Origin of the sequence: Amycolatopsis sp. A133 (assembly GCF_031082405.1) — a bacterium.
GTDB lineage: Bacteria > Actinomycetota > Actinomycetes > Mycobacteriales > Pseudonocardiaceae > Amycolatopsis.
Genome location: NZ_JAVHJU010000057.1, coordinates 45725 through 68522 on the forward strand (window position 1 = coordinate 45725; position 22798 = coordinate 68522).

Annotated in this window: 24 protein-coding genes and 1 pseudogene; 11 read left to right on the forward strand and 14 right to left on the reverse strand. The window is 72.6% G+C overall.

Annotated elements, in window-relative coordinates; genetic code table 11:
- The first annotated feature begins 34 nt into the window (after positions 1-34).
- A complete protein-coding gene (locus Q5425_RS32765; RefSeq protein ID WP_308676220.1) occupies positions 35-1246 on the forward strand; it encodes an acyltransferase in 1212 nt (403 codons plus the stop codon).
- Here Q5425_RS32765 and Q5425_RS32770 read toward each other — a convergent pair.
- Genes Q5425_RS32770 through Q5425_RS32780 form a run of 3 tightly spaced genes read right to left on the reverse strand, consistent with a single transcriptional unit; the run spans position 1233 to position 3822 of the window.
- Positions 1233-1712 carry a hypothetical protein gene (locus Q5425_RS32770; protein WP_308676221.1) on the reverse strand — a complete coding sequence of 160 codons (480 nt, stop codon included), beginning with the start codon at positions 1710-1712 and terminating at the stop codon, positions 1233-1235. The two genes, Q5425_RS32765 and Q5425_RS32770, sit on opposite strands and share 14 nt — an antisense overlap.
- Positions 1709-3151, reverse strand: coding sequence for a HAMP domain-containing sensor histidine kinase (locus tag Q5425_RS32775; RefSeq protein ID WP_308676222.1), 1443 nt, complete (start codon positions 3149-3151; stop codon positions 1709-1711). Before Q5425_RS32775 ends, Q5425_RS32770 begins: the two co-directional genes overlap by 4 nt.
- Complete coding sequence (locus tag Q5425_RS32780) at positions 3148-3822, reverse strand: response regulator transcription factor (RefSeq protein WP_308676223.1); 675 nt, start codon at positions 3820-3822, stop codon at positions 3148-3150. The genes Q5425_RS32775 and Q5425_RS32780 overlap by 4 nt, the downstream gene beginning before the upstream one ends.
- Positions 3823-3923: 101 nt before the next feature.
- On the opposite strand from Q5425_RS32780, the gene Q5425_RS32785 reads away from it, so the two are divergent.
- Positions 3924-4676: an SGNH/GDSL hydrolase family protein gene (locus Q5425_RS32785; protein ID WP_308676224.1), complete on the forward strand. Its 753-nt coding sequence runs from the start codon at positions 3924-3926 to the stop codon at positions 4674-4676.
- A gap of 8 nt (positions 4677-4684) precedes the next feature.
- On the opposite strand, the gene Q5425_RS32790 is transcribed toward Q5425_RS32785, so the two are convergent.
- Positions 4685-5788, reverse strand: coding sequence for a 12-oxophytodienoate reductase (locus Q5425_RS32790; protein WP_308676225.1), 1104 nt, complete (start codon positions 5786-5788; stop codon positions 4685-4687).
- A 100-nt stretch (positions 5789-5888) separates the two neighbouring features.
- Between Q5425_RS32790 and Q5425_RS32795 the strand changes: the two genes are divergently transcribed.
- The gene (locus Q5425_RS32795) at positions 5889-6299 is read left to right on the forward strand and encodes a MerR family transcriptional regulator (protein ID WP_308676226.1); all 411 of its coding nucleotides are present in this window, start codon (positions 5889-5891) and stop codon (positions 6297-6299) included.
- Positions 6300-6589: 290 nt separating this feature from the next.
- Positions 6590-7435 carry a hypothetical protein gene (locus Q5425_RS32800; protein WP_308676227.1) on the forward strand — a complete coding sequence of 282 codons (846 nt, stop codon included), beginning with the start codon at positions 6590-6592 and terminating at the stop codon, positions 7433-7435.
- Positions 7436-7490: 55 nt separating this feature from the next.
- On the opposite strand, the gene Q5425_RS32805 is transcribed toward Q5425_RS32800, so the two are convergent.
- The gene (locus Q5425_RS32805; protein WP_308676228.1) at positions 7491-8069 is read right to left on the reverse strand and encodes a helix-turn-helix domain-containing protein; all 579 of its coding nucleotides are present in this window, start codon (positions 8067-8069) and stop codon (positions 7491-7493) included.
- A gap of 81 nt (positions 8070-8150) precedes the next feature.
- Here Q5425_RS32805 and Q5425_RS32810 point away from each other — a divergent pair, with 81 nt between their 5' ends.
- A complete protein-coding gene (locus Q5425_RS32810) occupies positions 8151-9107 on the forward strand; it encodes an NADP-dependent oxidoreductase (RefSeq protein WP_308676229.1) in 957 nt (318 codons plus the stop codon).
- A gap of 52 nt (positions 9108-9159) precedes the next feature.
- On the opposite strand, the gene Q5425_RS32815 is transcribed toward Q5425_RS32810, so the two are convergent.
- The 5 genes from Q5425_RS32815 to Q5425_RS32835 form a co-directional block, all read right to left on the reverse strand.
- Positions 9160-10035 (reverse strand): fumarylacetoacetate hydrolase family protein, encoded by an 876-nt coding sequence (locus Q5425_RS32815; RefSeq protein WP_308676230.1) that lies wholly within the window; start codon positions 10033-10035, stop codon positions 9160-9162.
- Positions 10036-10226: 191 nt separating this feature from the next.
- The gene (locus Q5425_RS32820) at positions 10227-10484 is read right to left on the reverse strand and encodes a hypothetical protein (RefSeq protein WP_308676231.1); all 258 of its coding nucleotides are present in this window, start codon (positions 10482-10484) and stop codon (positions 10227-10229) included.
- Positions 10481-10927 carry a hypothetical protein gene (locus Q5425_RS32825; protein WP_308676232.1) on the reverse strand — a complete coding sequence of 149 codons (447 nt, stop codon included), beginning with the start codon at positions 10925-10927 and terminating at the stop codon, positions 10481-10483. The genes Q5425_RS32820 and Q5425_RS32825 overlap by 4 nt, the downstream gene beginning before the upstream one ends.
- Complete coding sequence (locus Q5425_RS32830; protein ID WP_308676233.1) at positions 10924-11058, reverse strand: hypothetical protein; 135 nt, start codon at positions 11056-11058, stop codon at positions 10924-10926. Before Q5425_RS32830 ends, Q5425_RS32825 begins: the two co-directional genes overlap by 4 nt.
- Complete coding sequence (locus tag Q5425_RS32835; RefSeq protein ID WP_308676234.1) at positions 11055-11726, reverse strand: DJ-1/PfpI family protein; 672 nt, start codon at positions 11724-11726, stop codon at positions 11055-11057. The genes Q5425_RS32830 and Q5425_RS32835 overlap by 4 nt, the downstream gene beginning before the upstream one ends.
- A 124-nt stretch (positions 11727-11850) precedes the next feature.
- Between Q5425_RS32835 and Q5425_RS32840 the strand changes: the two genes are divergently transcribed.
- Entirely contained in the window at positions 11851-12798 is a 948-nt protein-coding gene (locus Q5425_RS32840; protein WP_308676235.1) for a helix-turn-helix domain-containing protein, read from the forward strand.
- 41 nt (positions 12799-12839) lie between these two features.
- On the opposite strand, the gene Q5425_RS32845 is transcribed toward Q5425_RS32840, so the two are convergent.
- The 3 genes from Q5425_RS32845 to Q5425_RS32855 are packed head-to-tail and all read right to left on the reverse strand — an operon-like array spanning position 12840 to position 16338.
- Entirely contained in the window at positions 12840-15128 is a 2289-nt protein-coding gene (locus tag Q5425_RS32845; protein WP_308676674.1) for an FtsX-like permease family protein, read from the reverse strand.
- The gene (locus Q5425_RS32850; RefSeq protein ID WP_308676236.1) at positions 15128-15817 is read right to left on the reverse strand and encodes an ABC transporter ATP-binding protein; all 690 of its coding nucleotides are present in this window, start codon (positions 15815-15817) and stop codon (positions 15128-15130) included. The genes Q5425_RS32845 and Q5425_RS32850 overlap by 1 nt, the downstream gene beginning before the upstream one ends.
- Positions 15817-16338: a PadR family transcriptional regulator gene (locus Q5425_RS32855; protein WP_308676237.1), complete on the reverse strand. Its 522-nt coding sequence runs from the start codon at positions 16336-16338 to the stop codon at positions 15817-15819. Before Q5425_RS32855 ends, Q5425_RS32850 begins: the two co-directional genes overlap by 1 nt.
- A 192-nt stretch (positions 16339-16530) precedes the next feature.
- Here Q5425_RS32855 and Q5425_RS32860 point away from each other — a divergent pair, with 192 nt between their 5' ends.
- The 5 genes and pseudogenes from Q5425_RS32860 to Q5425_RS32880 form a co-directional block, all read left to right on the forward strand.
- Positions 16531-17661, forward strand: a complete 1131-nt coding sequence (locus Q5425_RS32860) for a hypothetical protein (protein WP_308676238.1) — start codon at positions 16531-16533, stop codon at positions 17659-17661.
- 25 nt (positions 17662-17686) lie between these two features.
- The gene (locus tag Q5425_RS32865; protein ID WP_308676239.1) at positions 17687-18862 is read left to right on the forward strand and encodes a DUF5624 domain-containing protein; all 1176 of its coding nucleotides are present in this window, start codon (positions 17687-17689) and stop codon (positions 18860-18862) included.
- 298 nt (positions 18863-19160) lie between these two features.
- Positions 19161-20054, forward strand: coding sequence for a hypothetical protein (locus Q5425_RS32870; protein WP_308676240.1), 894 nt, complete (start codon positions 19161-19163; stop codon positions 20052-20054).
- A 7-nt stretch (positions 20055-20061) separates the two neighbouring features.
- Positions 20062-20748: a hypothetical protein gene (locus Q5425_RS32875; RefSeq protein WP_308676241.1), complete on the forward strand. Its 687-nt coding sequence runs from the start codon at positions 20062-20064 to the stop codon at positions 20746-20748.
- Positions 20727-21476: pseudogene (locus Q5425_RS32880) on the forward strand (inositol monophosphatase family protein); the annotation flags it as partial. The gene Q5425_RS32875 and the pseudogene Q5425_RS32880, both read left to right, overlap by 22 nt.
- A 102-nt stretch (positions 21477-21578) precedes the next feature.
- On the opposite strand, the gene Q5425_RS32885 reads toward Q5425_RS32880, so the two are convergent.
- Positions 21579-22790: an SLC13 family permease gene (locus Q5425_RS32885; protein ID WP_308676242.1), complete on the reverse strand. Its 1212-nt coding sequence runs from the start codon at positions 22788-22790 to the stop codon at positions 21579-21581.
- Between the last annotated feature and the right edge of the window lie 8 nt (positions 22791-22798).

The window sequence follows — 22798 nt, forward strand, 5'->3', positions numbered from 1 at the left end:
CACCCGCCGACACGGACGCGGAACAGTCGGCGGCATGAGCGAAGTTCAGCCGGTCCCGGCCACTCGGTTCGCCGGCCCGCGCAAGCCGCACCTGCCCGCGTTGGACGGGTTGCGCGGGGTCGCGATCCTCGGTGTGCTGTTGTTCCACACCGGTCACCTGCCCGGGGGATTTCTGGGAGTGGACCTGTTCTTCGCCCTGTCCGGGTACCTGATCACCGATCTGCTGCTGCGGGAGATCGAGACGACCGGTGCGGTGTCGCCGGCCGCCTTCTGGGGCCGCCGGGTGCGCCGGCTGCTGCCCGCGCTGGTGACCGTGCTCACCGGGGTGACCGTGCTGGTGTGGGCGGTGGGGCCGCCGGACCTGGTGCGGACGACCCTGGACGACGGCCCGTGGGTGCAGCTGAACCTGGTGAACTGGCACCTGCTCGCGGAGTCGGCGGGCTACTGGGACCGCTTCGGATCGCAGCGGGTCTTCGAACACCTGTGGAGCATCGCGGTCGAAGAACAGTTCTACCTGCTCTGGCCGCCGGTCCTGCTGGTCATCGCCCGGTACGCGCGGCGGGTGGCGGGCCGGGTCGCGGTGGTCGCGGCCACGGCCTCGATCGGTTCGCTCGCGCTGATGGTCGCGCTCGCCGGCGCCGCCGATCCGAGCCGGGTCTACACCGGCACCGATACCCGGGCGTTTTCCCTGCTGCTGGGCGCCGTCGTCGCCACCGGGCCGGTGCGGGCGGCACTGGCCCGCGCGGCCGGCCGGTGGGCGGGCGCCGTGGCGGCGTTGCTCGCGGTGGGCATCGGGATCTTGTGGTCGCTGGCCGACGGGACGACCTCGCGGTGGCTGTTCACCGGCGGGCTGTTCGCGCACTCGCTGGCCGCCGCGCTGCTGATCGGGCTGTGCGTGCAGGCGCCGCGAACGCGGGTGGCCGGAGTACTGGCCTGGCCGCCACTGCGGTGGTTCGGCCTGATCTCCTACGGCCTGTACCTGTGGCACTGGCCCGTGTTCGTGCTGCTTTCCCCGGAGCGGACCGGACTTGACGGCCTGCCCCGGACACTGGCGGTGTTCGCGGTGTCCATCGGCTTGGCCACGTTGTCGAAGTACCTGGTCGAGGACCCGATCCGGTTCCGGGCCCGGTGGGCCCGGGGCCGGATCGGGGTGCTGGCGTTCGCCGCGGTCATGGCCGGGCCGGCCGTGCTGTGGGTGGTGCTGCCCGCCCCGGCCCCGGTCGTCGTCGACATCACCGGGCTGTGATCAGCGGGCAGGTCCGCACCTCGTCCGACTCCGGGGTGGTCTGGACGAAGCGGACCTGCACCCTCGTGCTCCGGCGGCCACCGGCCTGGACGTGGGCGCCCAGGGCGGTGCACACGATCTGGTCGATGCCCAGCGGGGTCACGTCGTCGATCGTGAGCGGCACCGCCAGCTGTAGCACGTCGGTCGTCGGCGTCACGGAGACCCTCGTCACCGGCGTCGGAGCGATCTCCGTGTGCAGGTCCGCGCCGCCGGACACGCTCAGCAGCAGCGCCAGCGCGTCGGAGACCGTTCCCAGGCGGCCGGTCGGGTGCAGCTGCGGCCGCAGCTGCTCGTGCGCGTCGACGAGGTACAGCGTCATCCCCGGTGCCACGCCGGTCGGGGCCTCGCCCCCGTCGGTCACCTCGGACGGCTGGATGCCGCAGCCCGCGACCAGGAAAACCGTGGCCGCCGAGAAGATCCGCTTCACGAGTCCTCCCGGTTCCGCGGCAGGGACAGCACGAACCGCGCGCCGCCGCCGTCGGCGTTGCCCGCGGTGAGGTCGCCGCCGTGCAGGCGGGCGTTCTCCAGCGCGATCGCCAGCCCGAGCCCGCTGCCCGGGGTGCGGGTGCGCGCGGCGTCGGCTTTGTAGAAGCGGTCGAACACGTGCGGCACCACGTGCGCGGCCAGCCCCGGCCCGCGGTCGGTGACTTCGATCCGCACGTCCTCGCGGGCCGCCGAGACGGCGACGCGCACCGGCGGTGCTCCGTGGCGCAGCGCGTTGCCGACCAGGTTGGCCACGATGACGTCCAGCCGGCGCCGATCCAGCCGCAGCAGGATCCCGTCCGGGGCCACCACCTCGACCCGGTCCGGCCAGCCGCGGGCCCGGAGGCAGTTCCGCACGGCACCGGCCACGTCGACCTCCTCCACCCGCAGCTGCGCGGTGCCGGCGTCCAAGCGGGCCACCTCCATCAAGTCCTCGACGAGCCGGACCAGCCGGTGCGTCTCGACGATCGCCAGCTGCGCGGATTCCCGGGCGTCGGCCTCCATCCCGTCCGCCGTGGTCGCCAGGACCTCCACGACGGCCGTCAGCGTGCTCAGCGGGGTGCGCAGCTCGTGCGAGACGTCGGCGGCGAACCGCCGGGCGTCCGCCTGCATCCGGGCCATCGCCAGCATCGACGTCTGCACCGACTCGGCCATCTCGTTGACGGTGACGGTCAGGTCGGCCAGCTCGTCGGCGCCCTGGGGCGGCGACCGGGCGTCGAGGTCGCCACCGGCCAGCCGGCGGGCCGTGTCCCGGAGCTCGCGCACCGGGCGCAGCACGCTGCCCGCGGCCAGCAGCGCCAGCAGCACCGCCAGCGGCAGCGCGAGTGCGGCGGTGACGGTCGCGGACCGGGTGAGGCCGTCGATCTGCCGGTCGACGTCGGTCAGGTCGTGCACGGAGTACACCTCGATGCCGGACGGGGTGCGTGTGCCGTCCGGCGCGGTGATCGTGATGGGTGTGCCGACCACCAGCCACGGCCGGCTCCCGGCCGTGATCCGCTGCGCGACGAGCCGGTTCCCGCTGCGCACGGCGGCGCGCAGCGTGCCGGGGACCAGCTCGGTGCCGGTGCCGGCCGAGGACCGCAGGTCCCGGTAGGTCACCACGGTGTTCCCGCCGGCGGCCGTGCGCAGCCGGTCGAGCGCGTCCTGGTCCGGGGGATAGGTCAGCTGCGGGGTGATCGCGCCGAGCCGGCCGGTGATGCCCTCGGTGATCCGCTGCTGCGTCGAGGTGACCAGCGCGGTGCTCGCCGATCCGGCGCTCGACCAGGCCGCCGCGGCGGCGCCGAGCACGGTCACCAGCACGAACGCGACGAGCAGCCGGGCGCGCAGGCCACGCGGCCGGAGCCGTCTCGGCCGGTGCCCGGAGTCCGGCGAGCCGGTCCTCACACCGGCCCGAACCGGTAGCCGAACCCGCGCACGGTCTGCACGTACTCCGGCGTCGCGGGATCGGCCTCGATCTTCGCCCGCAGCCGCTGCACGCAGTTGTCGACCAGCCGGGAGTCGCCGAGGTAGTCGTGCTCCCACACCTCTTCCAGCAGCTGCTGCCGGCTGAACACCCGGCCGGGCGCCCGGGACAACGTCAGCAGGAGCCGCAGCTCGGTCGGCGTCAGGGCGACCGGCTCGCCGCGCGACGACACCGTCAGCGATGTGGTGTCGATGCGCAGGTCGCGGTGCACCCGCACGCCGTCCGCGGCGCTCGTGCCGCGGCGCAGCACCGCGCGGATCCGCGCGTCCAGCACGGTGGGCCGCGCCGGCTTGACGACGTAGTCGTCCGCGCCCGCCGCCAAGCCGCCGACAACGTCGAAGTCGTCGCCGCGCGCGGTCAGCATGATCACCGGTACCGAGCCGGCGGCCCGGATGCCGCGGCAGACCTCGAACCCGTCGATGCCCGGCAGCATCAGGTCGAGCACCACCAGGTCCGGCGGTGCGGAGCGGAACCGGCGCAGCCCGTCCTCGCCGGTGTCCGCCGTGCGGACGTCGTGGCCGTGCCTGCCCAGCGCGAGCTCGAGCCCGCGCCGGACCAAGGGGTCGTCTTCGATCAGCAGGATGGCCGCCACCCGTCCAGTATGGACAATCCGGGCCGGCCCGGCGGTTCTTGCGACAGGACCGGGACAAGACGGCGGAAGCGCGGGGACACGGCGGCGGCACCGTCGAGGCCATGAGCAAAACGCGAATTCCCGTCCTCGGTGTGGCCGGCCTGCTCCTGCTGACCACCGCCTGCTCCGGTGGGGCCACGACGACCGGCGCGCCCGCACCGGCGCCCACCGCCGGACCGGCCAAGGTGCTCTTCCTCGGCGACTCCGTCGCCGCGGGGGAGGCACTGCCCCTGGCCGCCGCGGTCAAGGCGAGCGGCGTCGGCTTCGAGTCGATCGCCGCCGACGGCGGCGGAAACGTCGTCGGGCCGTTTTCCGAGGAGAACTGGCGGAAGCTGCCCGGGCAGATCACCTCGGCCCACCCCGCGGTGGTCGTCTACCAGCTCACCACGTACGACTGGGGCAGCCGGGAAGAGCAGCAGGCCGCCTACGGCAAGCTGTTGACCACGGTCACCGGCGCCGGCGCAAAACTGGTCTTCGTCACCACACCCCCGATCAAGCCCGACGACTTCTACCAGCCGCACCTGGCCGACCTGAGCCGCGCTCCCGAGGCCGCCCGCGCGATCGCGCAGGCGGCCCCGGGCCAGGCGAGCGTGCTCGACGCGGGCGCGGTGTGGGGCAGCACCTACCAGCAGGTCAAAGACGGCAAGGCGGACCGCAGCGCGGACGGGATCCACACCTGCCCCCAGGGCGCCGCCCGCTTCACCAGCTGGCTGCTCGCCGAACTGGCGAAGCTGTTCCCCGGCTTCACCCCGGCGTCGGCGCAGTCCTGGGCCAACACCGGCTGGTCCGCGGACAACCACTTCAAGAACTGCTGAGCAGCGGGTCAGCCGAGGACGCCCAAGGCGGCCGGCGTGAAGGGGATCAGGTCGTCGTGGCCGTTGAGGATCTTCGCCGTCCATCCCGGGTCGGCGAGCAACGAGCGGCCCACCGCGACGACGTCGAACTCGTCGGCCTCCATGCGGTCCAGGAGGCCGTCGATCCCCGCCCGGCCCGCGGCTTGCCCCGCCAGGCTCGAGGTGAACTCCGTGTCCAGGCCGACCGAGCCCACGGTGATCGCCGGCTTCCCGGTCAGCTTCTTGGCCCAGCCGGCGAGGTTCAGCTCGGCGCCGTCGAACGCGGGTTCCCAGTAGCGGCGGGTGGAGGCGTGGAAGGCGTCGGCGCCCGCGTCGACCAGCTCCCCGAGGAGGACGCCGAACTCTTCGGGTGTGCCGGCGAGCCGGGCCGCGTAGTCGGACATCTTCCACTGGGACAACCGCACGACCACCGGGAAGCCGGGCGCCACCGCGGCACGGACGGCGCCGACGGCTTCGGCCGCGAACCGGGCCCGCGCCCGGACGTCGCCGCCGTAGCGGTCGGTGCGGTGGTTGGTCTCCGCCCACAGGAACTGGTCGATCAGGTAGCCGTGGGCGCCGTGCAGCTCGACGCCGTCGAACCCGGCGCGTTCCGCGTCGCGCGCCGCTTCGGCGAACGCCGAGAGCACGGCGTCGATGTCGGCCTGCGTCATGGCGCGCCCCGGATCCGTGCCGTCGAGCGGCCGTCCGGACGGGCCGATCGCGGGCGCTTCCGGGTGCGGCGGATCTCCGGCTTTGCGCGCCATCCCGACGTGCTGAAGCTGCGCGAAGATCCGCCCGCCGGCCTCGTGCACGGCGCTCGTGACGCGCGCCCAGCCGGCCAGTGCGTCGTCGCCGTACATGCGCGGGACCAGGTCGTGCTGGCCGGCGGAGGGGTGGCCGACGTAGGCGCCTTCGGTGATCACGAGCCCGGTCCCGCCGGCGGCTCGCCGGGCGTAGTACGCGGCGACGTCGGCGCCGGGCACCCCGCCGGGCGAGAACCCGCGCGTCATCGGGGCCATGGCGACGCGGTTGGGCAGCGTCAGCCCGCCGATGGTGATCGGACGGGAAAGCACTTGCGCGGCACGGGTTTCCACGAAATTCAGCTCCTCCTGGTCGGGGTTGACGCCCAGGTTGGAATCTGACGTGGACGTGAGGTTCAACGTCTTGTGGGGCAGCTCACGCCGGGAGGACCGCATGCGCATCGGAGAACTCGCCGAGAAGACCGGCGTCAGCGTGCGCGCGCTGCGTTACTACGAAGAAAAAGGGATGCTGGTGCCGGAACGCAGCGCCGGCGGGCACCGCTCGTACCCGGACGCCGGCGTGGGCGTGGTCTGGCTGATCCAGCAGTTCTACGCGGCGGGGCTGTCGAGCAAGTCGATCCAGGCGATCCTGCCGTCGGTCCGGGCCGGCCGGGCGGCCCCGGAAGTGCTCGAGCTGCTGGTCGCCGAACGCAACCGGATCGACAAACTCGCCCGCGAGCTGGCCGATGCCCGGGAAAGGCTGGACGCCATCATCACCTCGGCGAGTGCCGATTCCTGTTCGCACGAGGTCCCGGAGGCACCACCCCGGCGCGGCAGTGGCCCGGCGGTCTGCCCCCCGAAGTAAGGCTGACGGCCCGGACCGGCCCGGACGACGGGGAAACGAGACCGGTGCGAGGACGGACGTGCCGTCGTCGCGCCGGCCGGTCAGCCGCCGACCGCCCTCGCGACCCATGCCGGAGATGTCGACGGCGGTGACCGGAGGTTCCGCGCCGGCCGACGTGACGATCGTGGCCGTCGTGCTGCCGACCGTGACCTGACCGTCCTCGGCGGGACGCGCTGGTTCGCATCCAGGCGATCCCGGCCGGTCCGGGACACCGGCCCGGGCGGTCGCGGACGGGCTGGCACACTCAGGTCGTGATCGTCGGATACGTCCTCGCGGTGCTGGCCGCCGTCGCCTCGGGCAGCGGCTCCATCCTCGAGTCGGCCGGTGTCCGGCGGGCCGGTGCCTTCGGCGGTTCTCCGCAGGACCTGATCGCACTGCGGCGGCAGCCGCTCTACTTCCTCGGGGTGGGGGTGGACCTGCTCGGGTTCGTCTTCGCCGCCGCTGCGCTGCACCGCCTGCCGCTGTTCCTGGTCCAGTCGGTGCTCGCGTTCAGCGTCGGCGTGACCGCGACGATCTCCGCGATCCTCGGCGTCCGGCTGGCCGGCGCCGGGTGGGCCGCGCTGGGGGTCGGTGCGACCGGCCTGGTCCTGCTCGGCCTGTCCGCGGACCCGGGTCCCGCGCGGCCGCTGCCGGCCGGCTGGAAGCTGCTGCTGGTGGGCGTGGCGGTGGTGATCGCGGCGATCGCGTTCACCGCCCAGCGCCGGGACGGCCGCTGGTCGCCGATCGTGCTCGGGTTCTGCGCCGGGCTGGGGTTCAGCGTCGTCGGGATCTCGGCGCGGACGCTCGACGCGTCGGGGCCGGTCTGGCGCCTCGCCGTGGAGCCGGCGCTGTGGGCGATGATCGCCAACGGGCTCGTCGCGGCGGCGGCGTTCGCGATGGCCCTGCAACGCGGCCGGCCGACCGCGGTCACCGCCATCATGTTCACCACCAACACGGCGGTGTCGTCGCTGATCGGCGTGGTGGTGCTGGACGACCGCGTCCGCGAGGGCTTCACCGCCGTGGCCGCCGTGGGCTTCGTCCTTGCTGTCACGGGCGCGATCGGCACCGCGCACTACGCGGCCGCCCATCGGGTCGAGGCCGGTGCGTCCGCCGCCTGAGCGGATGCCGAGCCGGCTCGGTGCCCCACGTGGACGTCCCACGCTCGAGACGGGGTCAGCCGGGCTGCGCGGGACGAAGGCCGTCCATCAGGAGGTTCAGCAGGCGGCCGGCCTTGGCTTCGTGCTCGGGCCGGGGGGCCACGGTGAAGATGCCGATGAGGGCGGCGGCGATGTCTTCGGCGCCGACGTCGGAGCGGAGGTCGCCCGCCGCGCGGCCGGCGTCGAGGATCGTGGTGATGGCCGCCAGCAGCTCGGTCCGGGTCTGCGCGTGGGCGATCTCGCCCGACTCGATCATCGCGAGCAGCGTGTCGAGCATGCCGTTCTTGGTCGCGATCCAGTCCCCGAACAAGTCCATCCAGCGCCGCATCGCCGCGGCGGGGGCCACCCGGCCGAGGAGTTCGCGGGCGCCGGTGGTCAGCCGCCCGACCTGGTTCCGGTAGACGGCGTCGACCAGCGACTCGCGGGTCGGGAAGTGCCGGTAGAGCGTGGCGATGCCGACCCCGGCCTCCCGGGCGATCGCCCGCATCGACGGCTCGCCGTCAGCCGAGGCGAACACGCGGGTCGCCACCGCGAGCAGCTGGTCGCGGTTGCGGGCTGCGTCCGCCCGTGGCGCACGCTCCTCTGTCTCGGCCAAAACGGAACACGCTCCGGTTGTGTTAGGGTCCTCGGACAAACGGAGCATAGTCCGTTTTGATGCGGCCGAGGAGACGCGTACATGCAGGAACAGCGCACCCCATCGTCGACGGGCCGGAGCAGGGCGGTCCGGCTCGACGCGTTCGGCGGCCCCGAAGTCCTGGACACCCGGGAGGTCCCGGTGCCCCAGGCCGGCCCGGGCCAGGTCCGGGTGCGGGTCACCGCGGCCGGCCTGAACCCGATGGACTGGATCATGACCGCCGACGCGGACACCGCCGCCCGGTTCGGCTTGAGCCTCCCGGCCGGCTTCGGGACCGACTACGCGGGAGTGGTCGACGAGGTCGGCGCCGGGGTCACCGGCTTCGCACCCGGCGACCGGGTGTTCGGCGGCGCCCTGTCCCGCGCGGTGGCCGACTTCGTGGTGCTCGACGCGGCCGGGGAGACCGCGGCGAACGAGGCCCACCACACGCCCGACGGCGTCGACGACCGCACGGCCGCCACCCTCACGATCGCCGGCCGCACGGCATCCGCCGCCGTCGCCGCGGTCCGCCCCGGCCCGGCCGACACGGTGCTGATCGGCGGCGCAGCGGGCGGGGTCGGGGTGTTCGCCGTCCAGCTGGCCCGGATCGCCGGAGCGCGCGTGATCGGAACCGGGTCGGCGACATCGGCCGGTTACCTGCGCGATCTGGGCGCCGAGCCGGTCGGCTACGGCGACGGCCTGGCCGATCGGGTCCGCGCCCTCGCGCCCGGCGGCGTCACCGCCGCCATCGACCTGCACGGGGTGGAGACCGTGCACGTCGCCCGGGAACTCGGCGTCCCGGACAGCCGCATCTGCACCATCGCCGCGCAGGTCGACGGCGTGGCGGCCGCCAACGGAGCGAATGCCGCATCCGGCGCACTGGAGGAGATCGCCCGCCTGGTCGCGGCGGGCCGGCTGCGGGTGCCGATCGCGGCGAGCTTCCCGATCGAGCAGATCCGCCGCGCGGCCGAGCTCCAGGCCGGCCGGCACGTGCAGGGCAAGGTCGTCATCGACCTCTGAACCGAGGTCGGGCGGCCGGTCCCGCTCGGTGCGGGCGTGGACGACGTCGTCCTCAGCGGGCCGCGAGCGCCCGGCGCACCTCGTCCGCGCCCAGCACCACGGGGGAGCGCAGCGAGCCGACCTCGCCGATCTCGATCTCGACCACGTCTCCCGGCTGCAGCCCTTGCTCGAGTCCCGGCACGACGGACGTGCCCGTGGAGAGCACGGCGCCGTCGGGGAAGTCGTTGTCCCGCCACAGGTACCCGACCAGTTCGGCCGGTTCGCGGTTGAGCTGGGCGGTACTGGCTTCGCCGGCGAACACCTCCTGGCCGTCGCGCAGGATGCGCATGCGGAGCTCGAGCGACAGCGGGTCCGGCACCTCCCAGGCCGGCCGCACCCGCGCCGACATCGCGCACGAACCGGTGTAGATCTTGGCTTGCGGGAGGTACAGCGGGTTCTCGCCTTCGATGCTGCGGGAGCTGACGTCGTCGACCACCACGTACCCGGCGATTTCGCCGGTCCCGGTCAGCAGCAGGCCGAGTTCCGGCTCGGGCACGTTGTTGGCGGAATCGGCGCGGACGGCGATCGGCTCGTCGTCGGTGACCACGCGCCACGCGACCGACTTGAAGAACAGCTCCGGCCGCTGCGCGCGGTACACCCGTGCGTAGACGTCCTCGTCGGCGCTCTCCTCGCGGCGGGCCTCCTCGGACCGCAGGTAGGTCACCCCGGCGGCCCACACCTCCATGCGCCCGTCCAGCGGTGGGAGCAGGCGCGTCCCGTCCGTGGACACGGGCTCGCCGGCGGCCTCGGCCAGCTCGCGGATCTCCGCCACGGGGCGGCGCAGCAGGTCGCTCATCGACGCCACCGCGAGCGGCCGCAGCTGCTCATCGGTGAGCAGGCCGACCCGGACGTTGCCGGTTCCGTCGGCGAATCGCACCAGGTGACTCATCCCGGACCTCCTCGTTCGGTGTCGAACCTACGGAGTGCGGAGCGCGGCGGTCAACGAGTGGCGATCAACCGGGGCCGCGGCGGAGGCGGGCGGCACTGCGCGGCGCCGGCTGTCCCTCCGGGCCGTCGCGGACCGTCCTTTTCGGACCGGACGCCGCCCGGGGGACACGGGGCCGGGTCGCGGCGGGGGTGCTAGCGCGGGGCGGGATGGACGGCGCGAGCGGCCAGCAGCCCGCCGAACCCGGGGACGAGAGCGGGTAACCAGACCCGCTTCCGGCCGTCGGCCAGGAGCGCCGCCGCGATGATCGTGGCTGTGTAGGCCAAGCCGTGCACGGGGCCGAGGATGCCGGAGATCGTGCGGTGGTGGACGGTGATCAGGTTGAGCAGCAGGAGCGCCAGGGTGGTGAGTTCGACGGTGCCGAGGATGTGCAGGGCGCGGCGCGGGCTCACCGCCCGGCTCCGGTGGTCGAGCCGGGCCGGACGATCATCAGGACGACCACCGCCGCCCACAGCAGGTTGAACAGCCCGGTGGGCATCGCCAGGCGCCGGTCCGGGCGGCCGGTGCCGAGAACCCGCTGCTGCCCGGGCAGGATCAAGCCGATCAGGAGGACGGCGGCGACGGCGGTCAGCGCCATCGAGACGATCAGCCAGGCGTCGCCGAGCACGCCGAGGGCGGCCCCGGTGGCGATGCCGAAGACCGGCACGAAGATGCCGATGACCGCGTAGACGCGGGTGATCCGGTTCAGCACGCCGGGAACGGCGTTCTTGCGCGGGTCGTCCGGCATCAGGTGGGCGGCGCGCGCCGCGGGCGGGAACATGCTCGCGGCGACGGCGACCGGCCCGATGGCGAGGATCGCGGCCAGGACGTGGATCGACAGCAGGAACGCCTTCACGCGTCCACCCGCTCGCCGGTGACGGTGACGTCGTACTCGAGGTTCGGCCGCATCGGTTCGGTGATCCGCTGCCACCACGTGCCGATCGGCGTCTTCACGCGCAGGTGCCACGTTCCGGTGATGCCGGTCATCGCGCGGCTCCCGTCACGGCGGCGAGCCCGCTGTTCTTCCACGTGGTGCCCCGGCGTTCGTATTCGAAGAATTCCTCGACGGCGTGCGCGATCCGCGGCCCGAAGTCGCGTTCGAGCAGGTAGAGCCCGAGGTCGAGGCCGGAGGTGACGCCGCCGGCCGTGACCAGGTCGCCGTCGTCGACGACCCGGGCGCGCACGGCCGTGACGCCGGCCGCGGCGAGCAGATCGACGCCCAGGACGTGCGTGGTCGCCGTGCGGCCGTCCAGCAGCCCGGCCATGGCCAGCCCGAGTGACCCGCCGCAGACCGCGGTGACGGTGACGGCGGGGTTCTCCAAGCACGCGCGCAGCAGCGGGGCCGCGGCGCCGGCCGCGAACCGGGACAGCAGCACGGGAATGGTGTCGACCTCGTCCGGGTCGCCGTCGGCCGGGCCTGCGGCGCCGGGCACCACGACGTACCCGGCAGCGGCCGGATCCAGGGTGGCGGTGGCGGACAGCGTGATGCCGGGGATGCCGGAGACGACGTCCCGGGGCCCTTCGGCGGACACGAACCCGACGTCGAGCGCGCCGCCCAGGAACTCGCTCCCGGCGGACAGGACCTCGTACGGCGCGACGGCGTCGAGCGGGTCGAAGCCGTCGAAGAGCACGAACTGGGCTCGCGGGTGGGGCATCGGTGATCCTTTCGCCGGTGGTGATCACCCGCCATGCTGCGCACTCCCGGCGTCCCGCACAATTGGCTATCCGGTCAAAGACCACCTGAATCTTGCCATGGTCTCGGTGCGGTAATTTCGGGGTATGTACACGGTTGTCGTGCTCGCCCTCGACGATGTGATCGCGTTCGATCTGGCCACGCCGGTCGAGACACTGGGCCGCGTCCGGCTCCCGGACGGGCGGCCGGGCTACCGGCTGGTCGTGGCCGGCCCGGAGCCGGTGGTCGACGCCGGCCCGCTGCGCATCGGCGTCGGTGCCGGGCTGGACGAGGTCAGCCGGGCGGACCTGGTCGTCGTCCCCGGCCGCAACGATCCCGCCCGGCCGGCGCCGCCCGCGGTCGCGGCGGCTTTGCGTGCGGCGGTGGCCGCGGGCACGCGGGTGGCGTCGATCTGCGTCGGCGCGTTCACCCTCGCCGAGGCCGGCCTGCTCGACGGGCAACGGGCGACCACGCACTGGCTCGCCACCGACGAGCTCGCCCGCCGCTACCCGGCCGTCGACGTCGACGCCGACGCGCTGTTCGTGGACAACGGGCAGATCCTGACGTCGGCGGGCGCGTCGGCCGGCCTCGACATGTGCCTGCACATCGTCGAGCGCGACTACGGCGTCGCGGTCGCCGCCGATGCGGCCCGGCTGGCCGTGGCGCCCCTGCAGCGCACCGGCGGGCAGGGCCAGTACATCCTCCGCAACCGCCCGACCCACCGGACCGCGACGCTGGAAAAGGCGCTGGCCTGGATCGAGGAGAACGCCCATCGCCCACTCGCCCTGGCGGACATCGCGACGGCGGCGGGCATGAGCACCCGCACCCTCGCCCGGCGGTTCCACGCGGAAACGGGGCAGAGCCCGATCCAGTGGCTGACCGGCGTCCGCGTCCGGCACGCGCAGGAGCTCCTCGAGGTGACCGACCACACCGTCGACCGCATCGCCACGCAGATCGGGTTTCCGTCGCCGAGCAACTTCCGCACGCAGTTCACCCAGATCGTGGGGGTCAACCCGGTCACGTACCGCAAGACGTTCCGGTCGTCGTCCCGGTGAAGGGCCGCTTGCCGGAAACCCGGTTCCGGCAAGCGGCCGGCTCACTCCGAGCGCAGGGCGTCCAATCGGGTCACTTGCCGCAGCAACGGCAGCGTCAGGCCGGTCACCAGCAGGACCGCCGCCACCGTGGTGCCCGCCAGTGCGAGCAGTGCCGGGACGTCGACGGACATCGGCAGGTCCGCCAGCCGCAGCATCGGCGCGGTCAGCCCGAGTCCCGCCGCGACCGCCAGCGCCACGCCGACCACCACCGGTACCGCGGTCTGCCACAGGGCTCCGCGAGCCAGCACGCCGATCGGCACGCCGGCCGCGGACAGCGCCGCGAGCGGTCGCCGCCGTTCGCTGATCTGCTCGATCGACAGCATCAGCAGGCTCATCGCGGCCACCGCGAGCACGAACAGCGACGCGGTGATCAGCACCGAGCGGAAGCTGTCCACCAGCTGCTGGTCGCGGGCGCGGTAGTCGTCGAGGTTGTCGCCCTTGCCGACCATGGCGTTCCACGCGAGCGGCTGGACGGCCCGCGCGACGTCGTCCGTCAGCGACTGCGGGTCGCCGGTGCCCGACAGGTAGACCACGACGGGGGAGTCCGGCAGGGCGAGCCCGCCGAGCGCGCCCGGGGTGACCAGCAAGCTGTCTTCCGGTGCCGTCGTGTCGCCCGGCTGCACCACCTTGGTGCCGGCCGGCACCGTCCACTCCGGACCGTCCACCGCGCCGGTGCGGGAAAGGCCTTGCAGGCGCACCGTGCCGGCCGGGGTGGCCCCGGCCGGCGACGGCCCGACGTAGAAGGCGTCGCCGTCGGTGCAGCCGCCGATGTTCGCTTGCGCCCTGAGCGCCACGCAATCGCCGGCGAAGCCGTAGGTCCGCTGCGACCCGGACCGGAACGCCAGGCTCCTGGCCGGGTGCGCTCCGGTCACCCCGGGCACCGCCACCGCCAGCTTCGTGACCTCGGCCTCGTGCGCGGTGGTCGTCAGGACCCGCACCGGAGTCGCGGCCACACCGTCCGGCAAGGTCCGCTGCCGGGCGCCGGCGCTGAGCGACGTGATCACGCCGTGGACCAGGATCGTGCCGGCCAGCACGACGACCAGCCCGGACACCACGCGGCTGGCCGTGCCGCTGTCCAGCTGCAGCCGCCGGATCGCCAGCTGCCACGACGGCGGACCGCCGTCCAGCCGCTCCACGAGCCGCTCGACCAGCCACGGGAGCAGGGCCGCGATGCCCACCAGCAGGAACACGCTGCCCGCCGCGAGCGCCAGCCCGGCGGCCGTGTCGCCGTCCCCCCGATCGAAAGCCAGGGTCGCGGCCAGGAACAGCGCGCCGATCGCGGTGAGCGCCCAGCGCCACCACATCCGCCGCCGCACCGGTTTGCCCTGGCGGACCACGCCGAGCGGTTCCACGATCGTGCGGCGCAGCCCGAACAGTGCCGAGCCGACCGCGAGCCCGGGCACCAGCAGCACGACGACCACGGCCAGCGGCCAGGACGGCACGAAGTCCCCGGGGAAGATCCGCAGGCCGAACGGCAGGATGTCCGCGACGAAGGTGCGCAGCAGAACGAACAGCCCGACGCCGGCCACGAGCCCGATCATCGCTCCGACCAGCGACTCCGCCGCCGCGACCCGCTTGACCTGCCGCGAGTCGAGGCCGATCAGCCGCAGGGCGGCGAGCCGGCGTTCCCGCTGCGCCGCACCCATCCGCGACGCGGTGGTGACGAAGATCAGCAACGGCAGCAGCAGCACCGCCGCGATCGGCAGGATGAGGCCCAGCATCACCGCCGACAGCCCGAGCCCGGTGTAGGGCCGGCCGAACCCGTAGACCTCGGTGCCGTCGGCGCCTTCGGCCTCGATCTGCGCGGCGGGCACCCCGTAGTACGCGGTCAGGTCGCCGGCGCCGGAGACACCCTCCGGCGACAGCCGGCCGACGACGTGCCCCGGCAGGTGGGCCCTCATCGAACCGCCGTCGGGCGAGGCCAGCTTCGCGCCGAGTTCCGGCGACACGACCAGCTCGCCCGGCGCGGGCAGCCGGTCGAGGCCCGGCGGCACCGGCGAGCCCGGTCCGGTCGCCGCGACCGCGGTGATCTTCACGACGTCGCCGCCGACCGACGGGTACCAGGCGTAGGTCAGCAGCGGGGCGACACCCGCGCGCGGCTCGGTGACCGCTCCGATCGCCGCCGCCCGCTCCGCCTGCGCGCCGACGAGGTGGTGGACCGCCGCCGCGGGCAGCAGCACGGCGACCGCGAGCGCGATCCCGAGCGCGGTCATCGCGAGGCGCAGCAGCGCCGCGCCGGACATCCGGCCGCCCCCGACGGCCAGCCGGAGCCCCAGCGCCAGATCCCGCATCACGCGACCAGCTCCCGGTCGACCGTGCGCCCGTCCCGCACCGTGATTTCCCGGTCCGAATAGGCCGCGACCCGCGGTTCGTGGGTCACCAGCACGACCGCGGCGTGGGTTTCCCGGGCCGCCCGGGTGAGCAGCTGCATGACCTTTTCGCCGTTGAGCGAGTCGAGTGCGCCGGTCGGCTCGTCCGCGAAGACCACCTTCGGCCCCGTCACCAGCGCCCGCGCCACCGCGACCCGCTGCGCCTGCCCACCGGACACGTCACCGGGACGGCGCTTGGCCAGCTCGTCGACCTCCAGCCGGGCCAGCCATTCGGTCGCCTTGGCCTCGGCCGGCTTCCGCTTGTGCCCGGTCAGCCGCAGCGGGAGCGCGACGTTCTCGAGGCAGGACAGCTCGGGCACGAGCTGGCCGAACTGGAACACGAACCCGAACTCGGTGCGCCGCAACGCACTCCGTCCCTTGTCGTCCATGCCGACCAGGTCGGCGCCGCGGTAGCTGATGGTTCCCGTGTCCGGCCGGACGATGCCGGCGAGGCAGTGCAGCAGCGTCGACTTGCCCGAACCGGACGCCCCCATGATCGCGAGCACCTCGCCCGCCGAGACGGCCAGCGCCGCCCCGTCGAGCGCCCGCGTCCGGCCGAACGACTTGTGCAGCCCGCTGCCGGCGAGCAACGGTGTTCCGGGCGTGGTCATCAGCGCACCGCCTTCTCGAGTTCGCCGAGGCGCGCGGCGGTGAGTTCCAGCCACCGCAGGTCCGCCTCGAGGTGGAAGAGCGCGTGATCGCAGATCAGCTGATCGGCGAGGTCGCCCTCGTTCTTGCGTTTGGTGAGCGAGCGCATCACGTTCAGGTGTTCGCCGCGCTGGACGTCGAGCACGTCGGCGGCGCTGCGCCCGGACAGCAGCGCGAGCACCACCTTGGTGTAGAGCGTGTTCTGCAGGTACGGCTGCGGGTTCTCCGGAGTGCGCAGCCAGGTCTCGACGTCGGTGATCCCGGCGTCGGTGATCGTGTAGCGCTTCCGCTCCGGTCCCTCGCCGCTCTCGACGCCCGCCACCTCGACCATGCCGTTGCGCAGCAGGCGTGACAGCGTCGAGTAGACCTGGCCGTAAGCGAGCGGGCGGTCCTGCCCGAACTGCTCGTCGTACGCCCGTTTCAGATCGTAGCCGTGCCGCGGGCCGGACTCGAGCAACCCGAGCAAGGTGTGGGAAACCGACATTCTCCTGTCCCTCCTCGAACCCGGGAAGCCGGGCATGACGATCACTATACTGCAGGCGTATACCTCGCGTGTATACCCTCGTGGCTTAGTGTCTTTCCGCAGTTCAGAGCCGTAATGCCGTCGGCTCGTTGACAACTTATCTAAGTTAAGCCACGCTGGCCGATGTCGGGTTAACTTAGTTAAGGAGCTCCCGTGTCGATCACCGATCCGAACCCCCCGGGGACGAAGATCTTTTCGGTCCACCAGCGTCTCGCCACGTCCGGCGCTCGGAGCGCGCACGTGTTCCGCGCCGATGACCGGTTGCACCTCGTTGTGCCGCAACTGGCCGAAGACGTGCCCGGGCGGCCCGCCGACATGCAGGGCGGTAATGCCGACGTGGACGCCTTGCTCTACCGCTGGGAGGAGGGGCGATTCGCCGAGCACGACCGGCTGCCCAGCCCGAGCGCGGAGGACGCGGTGAGCTTCCGCAGCGGCGGGGAGACCTACCTGGCCTTCGCCAACCTCCGGACCGGGAAGGGGCCTTACGAAACCGACGTCGACTCGCTCATCTACCGCGAGGAAGGCGGGAAGTGGATCCTCGACGAGACGCTGCCCACCTTCGGCGCCAAGCAGTGGCACCACTTCTCGATCGGCGACCGCGAGTTCCTGGCCCTGGCCCAAGGCCTCGTGATCCCCGGCCGCACCCTCCCGCACCGGGGCCACGGGCGCTCGGTCGTCTTCGAGCGCGTCGACGGGCGGTGGCAGGAGTTCCAGGTCCTGGGCGGGCGCATGGGGTACAACTGGGCCTCTTTCCGCGTCGGCGGACACGATTTCCTGGCTTATGCCGACCAGGTTTCGCCCAGTGTGGTCTACCGCTGGGACGGCGATTCCTTCGTCCCCTACCAGACGTTCGGCGAACGGTTCGGCCGGAGTTTCCGGCACTTCTCGCACAACGGCGAGGAGTGGCTGGCGTTCGCGTGCATCACCGGCGAGTCGACGCTCCACCGGTGGAACGGCGAGCTCTTCGAGCCGCACCAGTCACTCGGCGGCCCCGGAGGCCGGGAGTTCGAACTGTTCCGGCACGGCGACGACCTGTACCTCGTCCGGGTCTGCTTCGTGGAGGGAATGCCTCCCACTCCGAAGACCGACCTGATGTCGCAGCTGTACCGGTGGAACAACGGCAAGTTCGAGGTGCTCGAAGAGTTCCCCACCTACGGGGGAACCGACGCGAGCTACTTCGAGGCCGGCGGCCGGAGCTTCCTGGTCGTCGCCAACAGCCTCACCCCGGACGTGCGGTTCCGCCAGGACAGCATCGTCTACGAACTCTCCCTCGACAACGCCTGACTCCGGACCGGTAAAGGAAAATCCGATGCGATACCAGCCCAACCCGCACTTCATGCGGCTGTTCGAACTGTTCACCTCCGCTCCGGACAGCATCGGCCGCACCCTGCAGCAGGAACTGGGCCAAGCCCACTCCGACACGCCGATGCTGGTGGCGACGGGCACCGACCTCGTGCTGTTCCCGGGCAGCGGACGCCCGCCCACGGCGGTCGACTTCCGGAAGGGCACCCGGGGGTTCTTCGAGATCACCGCGGTCTCGCACCTCGGCCTCGCGATCCCGTACCTGGCCCGGCTGCGCGAACTCGACCACCCCGGCTGCAAGAACGACGCCCGGGAGCTCATCGCGCAGTGCCGCGTCGTCCAGGACTTCAACAGCGTCTCGTACTGGCGTGACGAAGTCGCGGCCGTCGCGTGGCGCGGGCACGAGGAGAAGATCACCGATCTCGTCGGCTACACCTGCGCCACCACCGCGGACTACCTGGAACGAGCGATCGAAAACCCGAAGCTCCTCGACTTCGCGTATTTGCGGGCGAACCTGCTCGAAGGCGATGGGCCGGACGCGATCCCGGTGTCGTTCAACAACATGATGGCGGCGACCTTCGCTCTCTCGGCGCTGGACTCGATCCACCGGACCCTGAAGTGGCTCCACGAGCAGCCCATCGACTGGGCGCAGCTGATGGTGCTCGTCGTCGGCACGGCCGGACGCCCGAGCGCCGGCCTGACCTGGCAGACCAACAACGTGTGCTCGCTGCTCCACGAAGCGTCCGGCCGGAAGCTCGACCCGGCCCGGCTGATCATCGCCCCGGCGGCGCCGACCATCGACCTCGACGAGCTCGCCGACGGCGAGGCCGGCGCCCGGATCGAGTCGCGGTACCGCAGCTTCTGGTACAGCGCCCTGTCCTCGGTGGAGATGAGCCGTCTCATGTGGCCGGACTACCCGGCCTTCGAAAAGAGGATCGACCGGGCGCCCGTGGTCGACGACGACACCGAGGTGGTCACCGCCATGCCGATCGTCCGGTCGGTCGACGACAAGCGGGCGATCGTGACCCGCCTCCGCTACGTCATGGAAGACCCGGCCGCGCAGATCGCGACCGCCGGTATGCAGTTCGTGCTCGATCAGTTGAGCGCCAACGGGAACCGGCCCGAACTCGTCGAGCTGCCCGGCTTCACCGACACCACCTACCCGGCCGGTTCGCGGGGGTGAGAGCGCTGGGGTGACGTTGCGGAACACCCCGGACCGCCCGGCGAAGGCGCCGGCGACCGGTGGCCGGCCCCCGGACTCCGCGAAAGCGGCGGCAAGGTGCTGACCGGGGTGCTGGACGGCCGCGTCGGATTTCGCGGTGATCTTTGCGGCCCGGTCGCGAAACCGTGGCGGCGCCGGTTCCGGAAAATCGACTCGGCGCCGATAACTCTGACGGACCGGCAGCCCGAACGGCCTCCGCCTGAGTGAAAGGCCACCGCAGGGGGTCCGCCGGGCCGTTTCGGTGAGTACTCTCGCCATGATGGGACGGTTCGCGGGGTGGCTCAAGAACAACGCGGACGGCTTTTTTGCGCTGTTGATCGCGGCGACGGTCGGGCTACTCGGGGTGCTCGACGTGCTGGGCACCGGTGAGATCAACGCGGCCATTCTGCTCACCCTCGCGCTGCTGGCGGCGACGTTGCTGCGCGACCGGAAAACGGCTTCCAACGCGCTGGCCGACCTGTCCGCCGTGCGGCTGGTCAACGGCCCCGAAGTCGGCAGGGTGCACGCCGAAGCCCACCACGAGACCGAGCAGTGGATGTTCAAGGGCGGCACCGGCACCTACCTGCGAGCGGTGACGCTCAAGGAATGCGTCGAAAGCGCGCGCCGGGCGAAACGCCCGCTGCGCGTGCAGATCGAGATCATCGATCCGGCCAACGAATCGCTGTGCAACGAATACGCCCAGTACCGGTCGTCCTTGGCGCCGGGGCCGGACCGGACCGGCGAGACGTGGACCCTGGACCGCACCCGCAAGGAGTCCTTCGCGACGATCCTGGCCGCGTGCTGGTACCGGCAGCGGTTCGCCTTCCTCAAGATCGAGGTGGGCCTGTCCAAGGTGATGACGACGTTCCGCTGGGACATCTCCTCGGTCTGGGTGATCATGACGCAGGAGGACCCGTCGGCGCCCGCCATCCTGTTCGAGAAGGGCAGGCCGCACTACCGCGCGTACAGCAGGGAGCTGGTGGCCAGCTTCGAACAGACGCGGCACGTCGACATCGCGCGGGCCAAGGAGCTGCGGTTGTCGGACGAGCCGACGGTGGAGGAGGCGCGCAAGCTGTTCGCCCTGCTGGACCTGGACCTGCCCGGCTCGTTCACCGATCGGGACGTCACCGACCTCGTGCGCCGGGCGCTGCGGCCGAAGAACCCTTACTGGTGAGGCGAGGATGTACGAGACGATCCACCGAGCGCTCGTGAGCGGGGAGGCCGGGACCGTGGTCCCGCGCTGGATCGCCGGCGTGCTCGGTGAAGTGGTGCGGGGCCGCACCGACCTCAGGGCGGTCCGGCACCCGCTCGGTTTTGTGTGCCTGCCCGTGGAGCGCACCGGTGAGCGGGGAATCTGCCTGCACGTCTGGAGCGAAAACCTGGCGCACGCGCGCCCGACGACGTCGTCGACGCACGCGCACAGCTGGGACCTGATCAGCTACGTCCTCTACGGGACCTTGCGCAACGATCTCGTCGCGGTGACCGACGCGCCGGACGGGCCGACGCACCGGATCTGCGAGATCGGCAGCAGCGAGCACGGCGACGAGATCCGGCGGACGTCCAGGCTCGTCCGCCGCGAACGCCGTTCGAGCGAGCTGCACCGGCAGGGTGCCGTCTACACGCTCGCCGCCGGGGTGTTCCACGAGACCGTGGCGCGGGGCGAGGTCGCCACGATCGCGCTGGGGAGCGGCCGGCCGGGGGCCGTCGACCTGTCGGTCGGCGCGGTCAACACCGGCACCCACCGCACGACCCGGCAGCTCTGCGACCGCGAGGAGACGGCGCTCGTCGCCGCGATGGTCGTCGAGCGGCTCGGCCGGGTTCCCGAACCGCGTCCCCGGGAGGACCTATGCGAGCGAGGAAGGCCCTGAGCACGCCGGTGGATCTCGACCACGCCCGCGCCGTCGCGCTGCGGGCGGCGGAAGAGGCGGGCGCGCTGCTGTTCGCGGGGGCGAAGGGAGCGGTGGGGGTCCGCACCAAGAGCACGACCGGCGACGTCGTGACGGATCTCGACCTCGCCGCGGAGGCCCTGATCGTGCGGCACATCCGGGCCGCCTTCCCCCGGCACCGGATCATCGCCGAAGAGGCGGGCCTGCTCGACGCGGGCGACGACTCGTGGGCCTGGCTGGTCGATCCGCTCGACGGCACCAACAACGTCGCCATCGGCCTGAGCGACTACGTCGTCGGCATCGCCTTGTGCCAGGCCGGGACGCCGGTGTTCGGCGTCGTGCACGACCCGGTGCGGGGACAGAGCTGGTCGGCGATCCGCGGCCGGGGCACGTGGGGACCGGCGGGCGCGCTGACGCGGGCGCCCTACCGGAAGCCGGCGCACGGCCCGGTGCTGGCCTGGGCCCAGGGCTACGAAGTCGGCCGGGACGACGTCGTCGCGCGCGGGTTGCGCGTGCTGCTCGAGTCCAGCTCACGCCGGGTGCTGCGCCTGTGGGCCCCGCTGCTGGCCTGGGTGCTGCTCGCCCGCGGCGACATCGACGGGTTCGTCGGCTACCGGGCCGAAGCCGTCGACCTGCCGGCCGGCAGCTTGATCGCGCGGGAAGCGGGCCTCGTCGTGCACGGCTTCGACGGCGCCCCGTTCGACGAGCGCATCGGCCGTGCCCACGACCGCAGCTTCGTGGCCGGGCACCCGGAGGCCATTCCCGGCCTGCTCGAGCTGGTCCGGGCCGCCGGACGGGTCACGGTGACCGGTCTACCGGGTGAGCCGGAGCGCGGCGACGCTCATGACCAGAGCCAGGACGGCCAGGCCGAAACCGTTGCGCACGAAACGGCCCATCGGCACCCGAAGTTCGTGCCGGCGGCACGATTCCAGGCAGAGCAAAGTCGCCAGTGACGCCCACGGCGTGACGATCGGCCCCACGTTGGTCCCGATCAGCAGCGCCAGCAGCTGGTCGCCGTTGCCCGGTGGCACCACGGCTTCGCCCGCCGTGTACGCGGGGAGGTTGTTGACCACATTGGACAGGGCGGCACCCGCCGCGGCCGCCCGGAACTCGCCGAGCCCGCCGCCGTCCGAGCCGATGAGCCCGGTCATGAGCTCCGACAGCCCGTACCGGCTCAGGGTGGGGACGACGAGGAACAGGCCGGTCACGAACACCAGCAGCTGCCACGGGATCAGGCTCAGCCGCAGTTTCGCCCGGTCGAGCACGGCGAACGCGAGGACGACGACGGCGGCCGCGACCGCGGCGGCGTAGCCGATTTCGTCCCGGATGAACGGGATGGCCAGGATGAACAGCAGGCAGGCCGCGCCGGCGACCCGGAAGAGCACCCGGCTGCGGGCCCCGTCCAGCTCGACCGGTGGCGGTGGCAGGTACCGGTCACCACCGCGTCGGCCCCGGCGCCAGTAGCACACCCAGAGGAACACCATCGTGGCGGCGACCGAGGCCAGCTGGGGTGCCCACATGCGGGCGGCGAACGCCGGTGCGGCGAGCGCGACCCGGTCCGCCGCGAGCAGGTTCGTGAGGTTGGAGACCGGCAGCAGCAGGCTGGCGGTGTTGGCCAGCCAGAGCGTGGTCATGGCCAGCGGCAGCGCGGCGATCTTGGCCTTCGGCGCCAGCGCCAGGAAGACCGGCGTGAGCAGGACGGCGGTCGTGTCGAGGTTGAGCACCACGGTGGTCACCGTCGCGAACGCCACGCAGAGCAGGAAGAGGGCCGGGTAGTTGCCTTGGCCGATGCGGGCGAGACGGGCCGCGATCGCGTCGAAGACCTGGGCGTGCCTGGCCAGCGTCGCCAGCACGATCACGCTGCCGAGGAACAGCAGCAGCGGCGCGATCCGGCTCATGCTGGCCTTCGCCTCGGCCACCGGAAGCAGGCCGGTGAGCACGCACAGCACGCCCGCCACCAGCAGGCCGATCCGGATCCAGTCGAGTACGCCCGGTTTCGCCAGGAGAGTACGCAGCCGAGTCATGGGGCACA